This window comes from Thomasclavelia saccharogumia DSM 17460 (assembly GCF_000686665.1).
GTDB lineage: Bacteria > Bacillota_I > Bacilli_A > Erysipelotrichales > Coprobacillaceae > Thomasclavelia > Thomasclavelia saccharogumia.
The window spans coordinates 15,731-30,233 of sequence record NZ_JMLH01000002.1 but is presented as its reverse complement, the minus strand read 5'-3'; the positions used below and the strand labels follow the sequence as shown (position 1 = coordinate 30,233).

14 protein-coding genes are annotated in these 14,503 nt (G+C 28.5%); 1 reads left to right on the top strand and 13 read right to left on the bottom strand.

Annotation, left to right across the window (positions count from 1 at the left end):
* Positions 1 to 97 precede the first annotated feature (97 nt).
* On the top strand, positions 98 to 721 hold the full coding sequence (locus tag BR82_RS0100885) for an epoxyqueuosine reductase QueH (protein WP_027088603.1): 624 nt from the start codon (positions 98 to 100) through the stop codon (positions 719 to 721).
* 20 nt (positions 722 to 741) lie between these two features.
* On the opposite strand, the gene BR82_RS0100880 is transcribed toward BR82_RS0100885, so the two are convergent.
* From BR82_RS0100880 to BR82_RS0100815, 13 genes are all read right to left on the bottom strand, one after another.
* Entirely contained in the window at positions 742 to 2,124 is a 1,383-nt protein-coding gene (locus BR82_RS0100880; protein WP_027088602.1) for an FAD-dependent oxidoreductase, read from the bottom strand.
* A gap of 59 nt (positions 2,125 to 2,183) precedes the next feature.
* The gene (gene nadC, locus BR82_RS0100875; RefSeq protein WP_027088601.1) at positions 2,184 to 3,038 is read right to left on the bottom strand and encodes a carboxylating nicotinate-nucleotide diphosphorylase; all 855 of its coding nucleotides are present in this window, start codon (positions 3,036 to 3,038) and stop codon (positions 2,184 to 2,186) included.
* On the bottom strand, positions 3,016 to 4,317 hold the full coding sequence (locus tag BR82_RS0100870; protein ID WP_027088600.1) for an L-aspartate oxidase: 1,302 nt from the start codon (positions 4,315 to 4,317) through the stop codon (positions 3,016 to 3,018). The genes nadC and BR82_RS0100870 overlap by 23 nt, the downstream gene beginning before the upstream one ends.
* Before the next feature lie 14 nt (positions 4,318 to 4,331).
* Positions 4,332 to 5,243, bottom strand: coding sequence for a quinolinate synthase NadA (gene nadA, locus BR82_RS0100865; protein WP_027088599.1), 912 nt, complete (start codon positions 5,241 to 5,243; stop codon positions 4,332 to 4,334).
* Positions 5,244 to 5,450: 207 nt separating this feature from the next.
* Positions 5,451 to 7,211, bottom strand: a complete 1,761-nt coding sequence (gene dnaK / locus BR82_RS0100860) for a molecular chaperone DnaK (protein WP_027088598.1) — start codon at positions 7,209 to 7,211, stop codon at positions 5,451 to 5,453.
* 15 nt (positions 7,212 to 7,226) lie between these two features.
* Complete coding sequence (locus BR82_RS0100855) at positions 7,227 to 7,847, bottom strand: J domain-containing protein (protein WP_027088597.1); 621 nt, start codon at positions 7,845 to 7,847, stop codon at positions 7,227 to 7,229.
* On the bottom strand, positions 7,847 to 8,680 hold the full coding sequence (locus tag BR82_RS0100850; RefSeq protein WP_027088596.1) for a DUF5685 family protein: 834 nt from the start codon (positions 8,678 to 8,680) through the stop codon (positions 7,847 to 7,849). Before BR82_RS0100850 ends, BR82_RS0100855 begins: the two co-directional genes overlap by 1 nt.
* A 2-nt stretch (positions 8,681 to 8,682) precedes the next feature.
* Entirely contained in the window at positions 8,683 to 9,075 is a 393-nt protein-coding gene (locus BR82_RS0100845; protein ID WP_027088595.1) for a hypothetical protein, read from the bottom strand.
* A gap of 284 nt (positions 9,076 to 9,359) precedes the next feature.
* Positions 9,360 to 9,752: a hypothetical protein gene (locus BR82_RS0100840; protein ID WP_027088594.1), complete on the bottom strand. Its 393-nt coding sequence runs from the start codon at positions 9,750 to 9,752 to the stop codon at positions 9,360 to 9,362.
* 92 nt (positions 9,753 to 9,844) lie between these two features.
* Positions 9,845 to 10,171, bottom strand: coding sequence for a hypothetical protein (locus BR82_RS0100835; protein WP_027088593.1), 327 nt, complete (start codon positions 10,169 to 10,171; stop codon positions 9,845 to 9,847).
* Between the two features lie 1,114 nt (positions 10,172 to 11,285).
* Positions 11,286 to 11,723, bottom strand: a complete 438-nt coding sequence (locus tag BR82_RS0100825) for a hypothetical protein (protein ID WP_027088592.1) — start codon at positions 11,721 to 11,723, stop codon at positions 11,286 to 11,288.
* A 447-nt stretch (positions 11,724 to 12,170) separates the two neighbouring features.
* A complete protein-coding gene (locus BR82_RS0100820; RefSeq protein ID WP_027088591.1) occupies positions 12,171 to 12,845 on the bottom strand; it encodes a LytR/AlgR family response regulator transcription factor in 675 nt (224 codons plus the stop codon).
* 156 nt (positions 12,846 to 13,001) lie between these two features.
* Positions 13,002 to 14,354 (bottom strand): MATE family efflux transporter, encoded by a 1,353-nt coding sequence (locus BR82_RS0100815; RefSeq protein ID WP_027088590.1) that lies wholly within the window; start codon positions 14,352 to 14,354, stop codon positions 13,002 to 13,004.
* Positions 14,355 to 14,503 lie beyond the last annotated feature (149 nt).

The window sequence follows — 14,503 nt, the reverse complement described above, 5'->3', positions numbered from 1 at the left end:
AAAATAATTAATAGCTTTCTAATTTTTTACTTTAGAGATAAATATTAAAATTTTATTAATCATTAATTTTCAATAGCAAATATGCTATAATCAACATATGAAAATAAATTATGACTTAAAATTTCAAGAAGAATTACAAAAAATAAAAGGAACAAGACCAACATTACTTTTACACGTATGCTGTGGCCCTTGCAGTGGTAATGTTATTAAAGAAATTGCTGATATTTTTGATATTACCATATACTATTCTAATTCTAACATCTATCCTAATGATGAATATCAGCGTCGTTATCAAGAATTATTGACTTTTATTGATCAATTCAATTTAGACTTTAATCACCATATCAAAGTTATTGAAGATCCTTATTTACCTAAAGAATATCTTGAAAAAATCGCTATTTACAAAGATGAACCTGAAGGAGGTAAACGTTGTTATCTTTGTTATCAAGAAAGGATGTCTAGAGCTTTTGATTATGCCTCTAAAAATAAATTCGAATATTGGTCTACGGTATTAAGTGTTTCACCACATAAAAACAGTCAATGGATCAATGAGATCGGAGCTTCATTTGATCAAGAAAAAACAAAGTTTTTATTCAGTGATTTTAAAAAAAATAATGGCTATTTAAAATCTGTTCGTTTTGCCGATAAATATCACTTGTATCGTCAAAGTTATTGCGGTTGTATTTATTCGTATCAAGATATGTTGAAAAGAAGCACGTAATAATTAATTTAAACATGAGTTTATGACTCATGTTTTTCATATTTTTTTAATTGTTTTGTCGCAGGACCACTGATAAGATGACCATGACAATCAAAAATCGATCCATGACAGGGACAATGCCATATTTGATCTTTATCATTAAATTCAATTATACATTTTAAATGCGGACAATAAGGTGAAAAATAAAAAACTCTTTCTTGCTTATCTTTATAGATTGCAATTAAATGTCCATGATAGCGTACTACTTTCCCTTGATTACAATTTAATTTTACTTCCTTAGATACTAAAATCCGATTCTTTATCATTCCATGATAATTATTTTTAACCAATTTAATAATATCTTTGTAAAAATGTAAATAATGACCATAATGAGGGTCATACAATGCAGCAAATTTACTATCATTATTTATAAGCAGCTCATAAATCAATTTACTAGCTACATGACTCAAAGTCATACCCCATTTATTATAACCATAAGCTATAAATTCATTTTTATTAATTTTACCAATATAGGGTATTTTTCTTAACGGCACACTATCTTGTCCATACCAATGCCATTGATCTCTAGTAAAATTTTTATTTATTTCAATAACTGCATTTTCATTTACTGGGCGAATAGAAAAATTAGTAGTTAAATTCAAGATACTATCTTTTTGTCTTTTCCCATCTCTATAAATAACATGTTCTTTTTCTTGTAAGATTCTCAAAAAATAGCCCTTTTGTAAATTAGGTGGATAGCGTGTCATCCAAACTATTTTTTTTGCTCGAACTTTCTTTTTGTTGACTTCTAAATAAAATTCATTATCTTTGATTACTTTTTTTGTCACTAATGAATTTTCATAAATATCTATTTTATCACATTTTTCTAATATTCCTTTAAGATATTTTAATGGGTGAAATATAGCTTGATGATAAAGTCCCATCGATACATATCCATCATTAGTAATATTTTCAACAACATCAAATCCCCATGATTTAAATAATTTAATTTGATTTATGATTTTTTTGCTATTTTCACTATCTTTAGCTTCAATATAAGCAAGATTTTCTTTAAAATCACAATCAATCTGGTTTATTTCAATAATATTTTTGATTTCTTGTAAAGCTTCATAATTAGAATCTAAGTATTCTTTAGCTTTACTTTTATCATAAGCACTGCAAATATCTTCATAAAGAACATCATGTAAATAACTTATTTTTGCTGTCGTGTGCCCTGTTGTTTTGCTTGCTAGTTTATCACTTTCAATTAATGCTACTTTAAAATTACTATCGTTCAAACGGTAGGCTAAAGTTATGCCACTCATTCCCCCACCAATAATAACAATATCATAATTACAATCAGCTTCTATTTTAGGATAGTTTGGCAGTTTTACTGTTTTTTGCCAATATGATTCATTTTCCATTTTTATCACCTTATAAAATTATGTCCTTTAAAACAAAAAAGATACTGAAACTTCAGTATCTAATAAGGTTTTAAATTTTTCATTGAAAAATCTAGAATCGGTGCTCCATAAGTAATAGCCCCAGAAGAAACAAAATCCACGCCGATTTTAGCAATTTCTAAAAGTCTGTCTTTAGTAACATTACCAGAACATTCACTTTGTGCTTTATCACCAATCATGATAACAGCTTTTTTCATCATCTCATTATCCATATTATCCAACATAATAATATCTGCTTTAGCATTTAAAGCTTCTTCAACTTGTTCTAGAGTTTCTACTTCTACTTCAATTTTTCGAACAAACGGTGCATAATCACGTGCCATTTCAATTGCTTTAGTAATACTTCCGGCTGCTCCGATATGATTATCTTTGATTAACACTCCATCTGATAAATTATAACGATGATTTGTTCCACCACCTATTTTAACCGCATATTTTTCAAAAATACGATTATTAGGTGTAGTTTTACGTGTATCTAATAATTTAGTTTTAAAACCTTTCAAGATTTCTACTGATTCATGAGTATATGTTGCAATCCCACTCATTCGTTGCAAATAATTTAAAGCTACTCTTTCACCAGATAATAATACTCTGATATCACCAATTACTTCACCAATATGATCACCTTTTTTTATTTTATCACCATCATGATATTTAGTGGTGAATTTACAATTGCTATCTAATAACTTAAACGTTCTTTCAAAAACTTCTAAACCACAAATTATCCCATCCTGCTTACAAATTAAATCAACATGACCCAACTTAGCTTTTGGCATAACAGCATTAGTTGTAACATCATCACTTGTGATATCTTCTTTTAGAGCACTTAAAATATAATCATCGATATTAACCTTAAGATTTACACCATTTATCATAGAACTCACCGTCTTTTCTTTTAATTTCTTCCATAATTATTCTTTTATTATCAATCATTAATTTATCTTTGTTGTATTTACTAATATCAATATATTGTGGATCAAAACTAATTTTATTGATTTCATCCTTAATTACTCTAGCAGCTCTTTTAGCAAAAACTAGACTTTCTAATAAAGAATTGCTGGCTAAACGATTCGCTCCATGTACACCATTACATGCTGTTTCACCAACAGCAAATAAATTTTCCATAGAAGTTCTACCAAAAGTATCACTTTTGATTCCTCCCATCAAATAATGCTGAGCCGGAACAACAGGTACTGGTTCTTGATACATATCATAACCTTCTTCAAGACATTGCTTATAAATATGGGGAAATCTAGTTTGAATCTGATCATGATCCATATGCATAACTGATAAATAAACATAAGGACTATTATATTTATCCATTTCTTTTTTTATCGCATTACTAACGACATCTCGTGGTAATAACTCATCTACAAACCGTTCCATATTTGGATTCAACAAATGAGCTCCTTCGCCTCTAACTGACTCACTGATCAAAAAACTTCTTCCTGGTTTAGTTGTATATAAAGTAGTTGGATGAATTTGAATATAATTTATATTCTCTAATTCAATATTATTTCTTAACGCTATTGCAAAGCTGTCTCCAGTAATATGTCTAAAATTAGTAGAATGTTCAAACAAACCACCCATTCCTCCAGTAGCTAGAATAACGACCTTAGCATTAATTTGCACGATTTCACTATTATTTTCCATAATAATTCCTGTTACTCTATTATTATCATTAATAATATCCAACATCGTTGCATCTTCAATAACTGTAATATTACTACATAATTCAATTTGTTTAATTAGTTTTGATGTGATTTCTTTACCAGTAACATCCTGATGGTGCAATATTCTAAATTCAGAATGTGCCCCTTCACGAGTATAAGCCAAATTTCCTTCACTATCGCGATCGAATTCAACCCCATAATCCATTAGATCTTTCATTATCTGTGGTGCCTGCTGAATCATTATTCTAACTGATTCAGGATTATTTTCATTACGTCCCGCTTTTAAAGTATCTTGGTAAAAGGCATCAAAATCATCAGCACTTTTTAAAGTACAAATTCCACCTTGAGCTAAGTAAGAATCACTATTTTCAATTTTATCTTTAGTAATCATTAAAATTTTTAAATTTCGTGGTAAACATAGCCCAGCAAATAGCCCAGCTGCTCCTGTTCCGACAATGATTACATCAAAATTATTATCCATTATTCTCCACCTTCTTATTTTGCTAGTTCATGCATTCTTTCCAATGGTTTTTTAGCTTTGACCATGAATTCATCATCAAGAATAACTTGATTGGTATTATTTTTTAAACAATCTCTGATTTTTTCAAGCGTATTTTTCTTCATATTTGGACAAATCAATTTATCTGTTGCTGGATAGAATTTTTTACCTGGATTACGTTTTTCCATTTCATGAATTACCCCTACTTCAGTAACAACGATAAATTCATCATGTTCTTGATCGTTAGTAGCATAATCAATAATACCCGATGTACTACCCGCATAATCAGCTAACGCCACACATTCTGGTCGGCACTCAGGATGAATCAACACTGGTGCACCAGGATGCAGCTGTTTAGCCTTTTGAATATCTTCAACCTTGATTCGATAATGAGTTGGGCAATACCCGTTGCAAAAAACAAAATTTTTATCTGGAATGATCTTAGCAATATGCTTACCTAGATTTTGATCAGGTATAAATAAAATATTTTTATTTGGCAAAGCCTCTACAATTCTTTTGGCATTTGACGATGTTACACAAACATCAGCCATCGTCTTGATTTCTGCTGTTGAATTTATGTAACATACAACACATAAATCTTCATACTTTTCTCGCATTCGCGCAATAAAATACTCGTCGACCATATGTGCCATCGGGCAGTCAGCTTCACTGTCTGGCATTAAAACTGTCTTGTTAGGACTTAAAAGTTTTGCACTTTCTCCCATAAATTCAACCCCAGCAAACACAATAACATCTTGTGGACAATCTACAGCAATTTTAGATAAATAATATGAATCTCCTAAATAATCAGCAATATCCTGAATTGCTCCATCAACATAATAATGAGCTAAAATAACAGCATTTCTTTCTTCTTTTAGTTTTTTAATTTCATCAACAATATTATTCATTTAACTATCCCCATTTCAAAGTTCTTGTACATTAGATAAAATATCCCATAAATCACACCCATTGTCAAGTGAAATAGTTAACAAGACACCAGATATTATTTCAAGATATACTCTTTCTTCCATTATACATTATTTCTTTACATAATTAAAAGATTCTAGTAACAAAACTAGAATCTTTTATCCACTTGCTACATTATAGCAAATATTTTATTGCATTGATAATAATGATGCAGCTACTGATTCTAAATTGATCTTAGCACTTTTAATTTCATCAAACTTAGCCTGATCACAAGTTTCAAAATCAACTTTTTTAGTTAACTTTTTAAAACTAGCAAGTTCATTTTTAATATTCGATTTCGTTGCTTTATCAATTTGTTTACCATTTTTAGCTAAAGCAGCTTCAATTGAAAGAACCAGATTTTCTGCCTCGTTTTTAAAAACTAAACGTTCTTTCGTAAGCGCATCCTGCTGTTCAAACTGCTTAGCTTCATGAATTGCTCTTTCAATATCAGCATCAGACATATTAGAAGTATTTTCAATGGTGATACTTTGCATATTTCCACTAGCTAGATCTTTAGCTGATACATTAACGATTCCATTAGCATCAATATCAAATGTTACCTCAATTTGCGGTACTCCTCGCATCGCTCTTTTAATTTTCTTTAATTTAAATTTACCTAAACTCTTGTTATCTTTAGCAAGCGGTCTTTCCCCTTGTAAAACATTAATTTCTACTTGAGTTTGAAAATTTGCAGAAGTTGTAAAGATTTGTGAATGACTAGTAGGAATAGTTGTATTACGTTCAATCAATGGTGTAGCTACCCCACCGACTGTTTCAATCGATAGCGTTAATGGTGTTACATCTAATAACAACACATCAAAATTACCAGTTGTACTAACATCACCTGATAACTTACCTCCTTGAATACTTGCTCCTAAAGCTACACATTCATCAGGATTTAAAGATTTACTAGCTTCTTTACCCGTTATCTCCTTGATTTTATCTTGAACTGCCGGAATTCTAGAAGATCCTCCTACTAAAATTATTTTATTTAAATCTGCAGGAGTCAATCTTGCATCATTTAAAGCATTTTGCATTGGTAAAACAAGGCGGTCAACTAGATTCTTAGTTAAATCATTAAATTTAGCTCGTGTTAATTCAACTTCTAAATTTTTAGGCCCCATATTTGTATTAGTAATAAATGGTAAATTTACAATTGTTGTAACCATTGATGATAACTCAATTTTAGCTTTTTCACCAGCCTCATTGATTCTTTGCATCGCTACCTGATCATGACTTAAATCAATTCCTTCGGTTCTTTTAAACTCTTCAACAATATATTTAGCAACACACTCATTAAAATCATCCCCACCAAGATGATTATCACCTGAGGTCGAAAGAACTTCAATTACACCATTTCCAATTTCAATAATCGAAACATCAAAAGTTCCCCCACCTAAATCAAAAACCATTACTTTTTGACCATAACTATTTTCAAGTCCATATGCTAAAGCAGCTGCAGTTGGTTCATTAATGATTCTTTTTACTTCAAGACCAGCAATTCTTCCAGCATCTTTAGTTGCCTGACGTTGCGCATCATTAAAATATGCTGGTACTGTAATTACTGCTTCAGTTACTTTTTCTTGAAGAAAAGCCTCAGCATCGATCTTTAACTTTTGTAATACCATTGCTGAAATTTCCTGAGGACTATAAGCTTTACCATTGATTGTTTTACGATAATTCGTTCCCATTTCACGCTTGATTGAAGAAACTGTATTATTGGGATTAGTTACTGCCTGACGCTTAGCGTTTTCACCAACTAAACGTTTACCATCTGCTGTAAATGCAACTACACTGGGTGTCGTTTTATTACCTTCACTATTAGGAATGATAACTGCTTTACCATTTTCCATATAAGCCATACAACTATTTGTAGTTCCTAAATCGATTCCAATTACTTTACTCATCTTTATTCTCTCCTTTTAACAAATTCTACAGCCACAACAATTTAATAAACAACTACATAACATCACATTATAACAAAACGTCATATCACCAAACGGTGAATCGTATGTTTGGCGGCCTGTTTGATACTGTCTTTGACCACCTTTTAACTGCTGTAATAATAATAAATACTGTATATTATTCGGTTCCATCTGTACTGCTGTTTGCGCATAATCAACTGCAGTAATATTATTACCCACGCCATTTTCAGCAATTGCACTATAATAAAACCACATTGCATTTCGCGTTCTTACTTGATTCAATATATTAAGCGCCTCTTGATATCTATGGGCATTAATAAAACTTGCAGCTTCATTAAAAGCAGCCTGATCATTACCACTATACTGATAACTGTATTGTCCGCTTTGTCCAGTACCTTGATTACCTCCATAATTACGATTAGTAAAGCCCCGTTTACGATCATCCATAATTGTTTTGTAGGCATTTTGAACCTCTTTAAATTTTTCTGTATAAGCAGCTTGATTAGGATTATTTATATTAGCATCAGGGTGATATTTCTTACTCAATTTTCGATACGCTTTTTTTACCTCATCATCGCTTGCTTGGGGATCTATCCCTAATATTTGATACGGATCCATTATTTCCTACCTTCCATTCGTTTTTTCTTAATCAATTCATATTTAGTCCATACACCACTATATAAGATATTACGTATAATAGCAGCATTTTCAATAATTGGCATTCTCTCAAAAGCCATCGTAGCCTCTGATATCATTAATTCTAAAATATTTTTACAGCGCTCGTCAAACTGAGCTGTCTGATATATTTGTTTTAAAGGATTATAATTTTCTTTTTCCAAATCATCTTCAATATCTTCATAAGCATCAATAAAATAAATAAACTTTCCTAAATAAAACCCTAATTCATACAACTCATCATACCATTCATCATCTTTATAAGCACAAATGAGTCCCATGACTCTCCCAAAGTATTTTGATACTTCATCAAGATTATTTAGATTCTGCTTTTCATAATCATTGATTTTATGCAAACATTTCTCTATTTCATCCACTTTATCAGGATACTCTTCTTTAACCTTATTATAGGCCTTTTTTATCAGTTTTTTATATGTTTGTCGACTAATCTTTCTTTCATCCAGCCAATCATCTTCACATTTAAAATATGTTAAAACGATTGTCATTTTAGCCGCATAATCGACACATTCATTATAACGTGCCTGATGTTTTTTTAAAGGATGGATGATACAACGTTCATTTTTAAGCTTTGTATCAGGTTCATATAAACCACTTAATAAGATGGCTAAGAAATTCATATCAAAATTTAAAGAAACCTGCGCTCTTAACCCATATTTATCTTTTAATGTTTTACACAAACCACAATAATAAGAATGATAGATATCAAACTCTTTAAATTTCATCTCTGGTTTATTTATTACTACATAACCAAACATAATTAACTTCTCTTTTCAAATTTATTTTTACAATTTGGACATGTTATTACGATCTTTCCATGCCCCTTAGGCACTCTTACCATTTGTTTACACTTAGGACAAGCAAAGTGCTTATGTGTTGGTTCTTGCTGATTCATCAACTTAAGTCTTAAATAACGATTTAAAGGACTTAAAAAATTTAAATATTTTTCATTTTCCTGATTTCTTGCATATATATTTTTAGAGAACATTCTAAAAAGTACAATAAACCAGATTACCAAAAATACAATTTCAATAACAATATTACTAATAAAAATATTAATAATAAAACAAATAATACTGATAATAATTAAAAAACTATTTAATTGATCACTACCATATCTACCTTGCATAAATTGATAAAATTTATTTTTCATATAAGCACCCCAATTTCTATGTCATAGTATATTTTTTTATTATTAACTATTCATGAACTTACTTATTATATCACAACAATTTTAGATTATATCATTAACTAAAAATATCACAAATTAAAACATCTTCTGTCAATAAGAAGATGTTTTAAATCATTTATTCTTTTTTATTAATCCATAAATACCAATTCAAGATCATTCCCCTAATAATAACAAATCATTATTTAAACTATAAAACATATCTATTAAAATCATAAATTTTTGACAATCTTTCCCTCATTATGTCATTAGCTATAGTGATAACGATCAATTATCTTTTTAGAAAGCTTTGTCGCATGTAAGACAGTTAATATCGCAAAATAAGTATACGAATAATCAAAACGCTTAAAGAAAACAACCATTAAAAGTCCAATAAATGCTTCAACCAAAAAACAAATTAAATAGCCATATAAAATATATGGTGTAAAAACATCAAGTTTATTAATCAATTTACCTAAAACTTTAGTTCTATCTAAAATAACTAGTATAAACCACAAACCATATCCTAAAATAGACCATAAAGCCGTTTTGACAAAAACTTCTATTAGATTAATAGAATCTGTTTTTAATAAACACCAAAAATAACCGCTAATCATAAATACAACATAAACTCCCAATAAAATAATCAGTTGTCTTTTCATCGCTTTTCACCCCATTTTCTTAATCTGTTTATGATAAAACAGATATGATTGATTTAATTAATATTATTCTATAAGATTTTTTGATCATTACTTTATTTTTTTAAAATCATGATACTTTGATAAGTAATTACCAAAATAAAAATTATTAACACTATCCCTATAATAAGCTCCCCAAAAATAAAGTTATAAATTGTTAAACATATACCAAGTATATCATTAAATAAAACCCAAACAGCTGCTCTAACTCTTTCATTATCTATATCTAATTTTACATTAATACATATATCTTTAATAGCCATCGAAATAAACAAAAACATGAGAACTATTGCTTCCAATAAAGCTTTTTTAAACATCAAAATTATAAATGTGACACCTAAAATTAATAATATATAAAATTCAACCTTCTTATAAATTTTCATTTGTAATCTCCCCGTTAATTAAGATAATTATTATCCAGGATATAATGTAGTATAGTTTCCTTTTTGTGTATCCACCAATTGCCTTTTTCCATTAATTTTTGCTTCTGTTTTTGTTGTATCCAAGAAATATCCCGTTGAATCATATACTTCATAAAATTTTTTCAGCAGTTATCCATGCTTCAACAGCCTAACTAGGGAATCCAGAATAACCGCTAACTACTATAATAATAGAATAGGTCAAGTTTTTAGGTAAACATGATCTGTTGGTTTAATATTGTAAGGTATCTGCTCTAGTTAATTGAACAAGTAATTAATTATTATTTAAATTTTTTCATAATTTACAATGACATCATCATATTTAAAAAATTTAGTCTTTAAACATATCAATGTTATTAATGCTACATATAGCAGGTTAGTGATAATATATTTTACTTCTTTTTATAATTTATCGTAAACCAAAAATAAAGTAATTTATTTTTAGATTTACTATTATAACAGTCACTATCATAGCTATATATACTTTATTATTTAATAAATCTTGATATTATAAATATTTTACCTCCTAACTATCTGATTGATTAATTAAATCTTCAGCTTTCAAAGATCCTACAGTAGTAACTATAATAACCTTCTTTGATTCCATAGTTTATATTAATTTTTTATATAATCACTTCTATACTTCTACTATAACATAAAAACAAGAAAGAATTGTTGCTTCTCTGTTCTAACGGTCAAAAATACAATTAAACGGTAATCGTTATATAACCAATCATTTACAAAACTTTCAAAAAAGCCTTTAATACTATCTTTTTTGTCGCCAACTTACATTAAATAATCTTTTTCTCCATTTAAATAAACACCTTTATCTAAATACATTAGAAATTTTATTTTTATTAATAGCTATCCTTCGACATATTAATATAAAATTATTTTCTATTAAAAATATAATAAGTCAAATCCCAAAAAATACAATTTCAATAACGATATTACTAACAATAAAAACTATTTAACCATTAAATAAAATATTATCAATTTTTATTAATTATTAACATTATCATCTCTTTATGTTTTATCAAAAACAGATAGAAATTATGTTCTATCTGTTTAATTATCATCAGTTTTTCTTATCACGATAATCATAACCTTTATAAATATCAACAACTCTACCATTGATTTGAATATGTTGATTATCTATCCATTCAACATCACACATTTCCCAATAGTCGTCACCATCTAAACCATTTGATACTTCACTGCTTGCTACTTTTTGCCAATAAATAGTTTTTAAAACGTGATAAACACGATCTTTTGAAACCGCCAAATCTCCCTTTATATATGATACATTACTACTTTTATCTTCTTTACATATATCTACCATCACAGTATGCTTATTATCCGGAGCATCAAGACCATAACGAACACCATATTGAAAGTGACATAAACTTTTATCAATTTCATTTGCAGGCATACTATTATAGATTTTAATACCAACAATCAGTAATATAAGCAATAATCCTATCGCCACCTTTTTATTTATAAGTTTAACTTTCATAAATTCACTCACCTATCTACTATTTTAAATATATTATTTTAAATCGTTCTACCCATTTCTCCTCGTATTATGGGATAATAAAAATAATATTAACGATATACTTCGTAATTTATCAATATGTAATAAAAATCTATCTTTTGTATACTCACAAATATTCTATTATATAGTTACCTATTACAATTATACATACTTCGCTATTTAATAATTATGATATAAATATTTCGCCTCCTAACTTATCTAATTAATTAAATATTTATAAACTATACATTTTATAATGACAATCTTTAATTTTTATAATTTAAAAATTCACTATTTATATCGCTAATTTTTTTACATCATTCCCCTTCTTTATTACACTATAACATAAAAAAACAGGGAATTGTTGCTTCCCTGTTCTAACGGTCAAAAATACAATTAAATGGTAATCGTTATAATAAAATCATTTAATCAATCATTCATAAAACTCTCAAAAAAAGCTTTTAATACTATCTTTCTTTGTCGCCGACTTACATTTAATAATCTTTTTTCTCCTTTTAAATAAATACCTTTATCAGATATATTAGAGATTTTATTTTTATTGATAGCTGTTCTTCGACTGATTCTTATAAAATCATCACCTAAAATTTCTAATACTTCCTTAAAAGATTTATTTTTTATTACTATTTGTTTATTATCGATCGTTATAGCAGTGTACATATCTCCTAGATATGTACAATATATGATCTTGCTTATTTTTATCTTAATTTTTTCTCTACCTGTTTTAAATTCAACTGTAATACGATTTTTTTCAATTCTCGCAATCATTTTTGAAATATTTTCAACTAATTCTGTCTCTAAATTACCTTTATCAATAAATCCATAAATATTTGGTCCAAATGCTTCTCTACACCTGCTATCATGACAAGTTACAAATATTATTTTTTTATCTTCATTCTTTTTAGCATATTCAATCCCATCAGTATCTGGCATATTGATATCCATTAATATAAAATCAAAATCCTCATCTAACTGCTTTACTGAATTATATGTATATATATTTATATCATCAAATTTTTGCAATAAAATGTCTCTTATCATCTCACAAAATATTTGTTCATCATCTACTATCCCTATTTTAACCATATAATTTTTCTTCCCCACAATCTTGTTATTACTACTTTATATATTATCATAAATAAAGTAATAATAAAATATTAAATAATTTATTAATAAATACAGTATCATTTAATAAATAATATTAAGATTTTATCACAAAAACTGGTTTATACTTAAAAATTATTAAACTTGTTTTTTTAAATTTCTACCGATCGTTAGCCACATTGTAATATAACAAGCACCACCACCAATAAAATTGCTAATTGCTTCTGCGATAAAAATTCCATCTACACCCATGTAAATTGGTAAAATAATTGTTAACGGGACAACAATAATAACCTTTCTAAATACAGAAAAGAAAATAGCCTGCTTTGCTTTACCTAACCCAACCGCTACTGCCTGTCCTACCATTTGAAAAGCCATCATAAAAAAGCCAAAGAAATATAGTCTTAATGCTCTTATCCCATCCTTAATTATTTCTTGATTATGAGAGAATATTTTAATAAATAAATCAGGAAAAACTGTTATTGCAAACCAAAGTACCAGCATCATTGATAAGGCACTTAAAGTTACAAACTTGATTCCTTGTAGTACCCGGGTATATTCTTTAGCTCCATAGTTATAACCTAATACTGGTTGACAAGCATTGGCCATACCTTGTCCTGGTAAAGAGGCAACTTCTCTAATTGAATTAATAATTGTCATGATTGCAATATATAAATCTCCACCGTATGTTTGTAATGTTGCATTACAAACAATAGTTACAATAGAATTAGTGATGGCCATCATAAACCCTGCCATTCCTAAAGAAAATATTTTTGTTACATATTTTTTCTGTAAAAACATATTTTTTCTTTTTAACTTTAGTATTGTTTTATTTCCGGTTAAAAAATATAAAGTCCAAAAAGCAGAAATAAATTGAGAAATGATAGTCGCTAGGGCAGCTCCCTGAACACCTAATTTGAAAGAAAAAATAAAAATTGGATCTAAAATAATATTAATTACAGCTCCTATTAGTACTGTCAACATTCCAATCTTGGCAAAACCCTGACTATTAATAAAACTGTTCATACCTAAACCAATTAAAACAAACACCGTTCCTAATAGATATATACTCATATATTCGTTAGCATAACTTATTGTATTTTCACTAGCTCCAAACAACCATAATAAATTTTCTTTAAAAGCAAAACCAATGACCATTAAAACGATTCCAAAGATAACTAATAAAACAAATGAATTTGCCATTATTTCTTCTGCCTCTTGATTTTTACCTTGCCCTCTTGCAATTGAACAAAGTGGTGCTCCACCCATCCCAAATAAATTTGCAAAAGCAATAATAATAGATATTAAAGGCAAACATAATCCTAGACCACCCATTGCTAGAGTTGCAACACCTGGTATTCGTCCTATATAAACTCGATCAATTACGTTATATAAAACATTGATAAGCTGTGCAACGATCATTGGCCCTGCTAAATTAACAATATGACGAACAACACTGCCATGGGCAAAATTATTTTTATCAGTAGTCATTTTAATAATTCCTTTCTGAGCATTTTTACACATCGATAGCTAAAATAATCAATAATGGAGGTAATAAATCAACTACATCTATAGAATATAAAAAACATCTTAAATCTTGATAAAACCGTTAATATTTCTTCTTTAATTATACCAATATG

Excerpts from the sequence above, each read along its gene's own strand:
- BR82_RS0100885 (WP_027088603.1), top strand. The coding sequence starts at position 98 with ATGAAAATAAATTATGACTTAAAATTTCAAGAAGAATTACAAAAAATA.
- BR82_RS0100880 (WP_027088602.1), bottom strand. The coding sequence starts at position 2,124 with ATGGAAAATGAATCATATTGGCAAAAAACAGTAAAACTGCCAAACTAT.
- nadC (WP_027088601.1), bottom strand. The coding sequence starts at position 3,038 with ATGATAAATGGTGTAAATCTTAAGGTTAATATCGATGATTATATTTTA.
- BR82_RS0100870 (WP_027088600.1), bottom strand. The coding sequence starts at position 4,317 with ATGGATAATAATTTTGATGTAATCATTGTCGGAACAGGAGCAGCTGGG.
- nadA (WP_027088599.1), bottom strand. The coding sequence starts at position 5,243 with ATGAATAATATTGTTGATGAAATTAAAAAACTAAAAGAAGAAAGAAAT.
- dnaK (WP_027088598.1), bottom strand. The coding sequence starts at position 7,211 with ATGAGTAAAGTAATTGGAATCGATTTAGGAACTACAAATAGTTGTATG.
- BR82_RS0100855 (WP_027088597.1), bottom strand. The coding sequence starts at position 7,847 with ATGGATCCGTATCAAATATTAGGGATAGATCCCCAAGCAAGCGATGAT.
- BR82_RS0100850 (WP_027088596.1), bottom strand. The coding sequence starts at position 8,680 with ATGTTTGGTTATGTAGTAATAAATAAACCAGAGATGAAATTTAAAGAG.
- BR82_RS0100845 (WP_027088595.1), bottom strand. The coding sequence starts at position 9,075 with ATGAAAAATAAATTTTATCAATTTATGCAAGGTAGATATGGTAGTGAT.
- BR82_RS0100840 (WP_027088594.1), bottom strand. The coding sequence starts at position 9,752 with ATGAAAAGACAACTGATTATTTTATTGGGAGTTTATGTTGTATTTATG.
- BR82_RS0100835 (WP_027088593.1), bottom strand. The coding sequence starts at position 10,171 with ATGAAAATTTATAAGAAGGTTGAATTTTATATATTATTAATTTTAGGT.
- BR82_RS0100825 (WP_027088592.1), bottom strand. The coding sequence starts at position 11,723 with ATGAAAGTTAAACTTATAAATAAAAAGGTGGCGATAGGATTATTGCTT.
- BR82_RS0100820 (WP_027088591.1), bottom strand. The coding sequence starts at position 12,845 with ATGGTTAAAATAGGGATAGTAGATGATGAACAAATATTTTGTGAGATG.
- BR82_RS0100815 (WP_027088590.1), bottom strand. The coding sequence starts at position 14,354 with ATGACTACTGATAAAAATAATTTTGCCCATGGCAGTGTTGTTCGTCAT.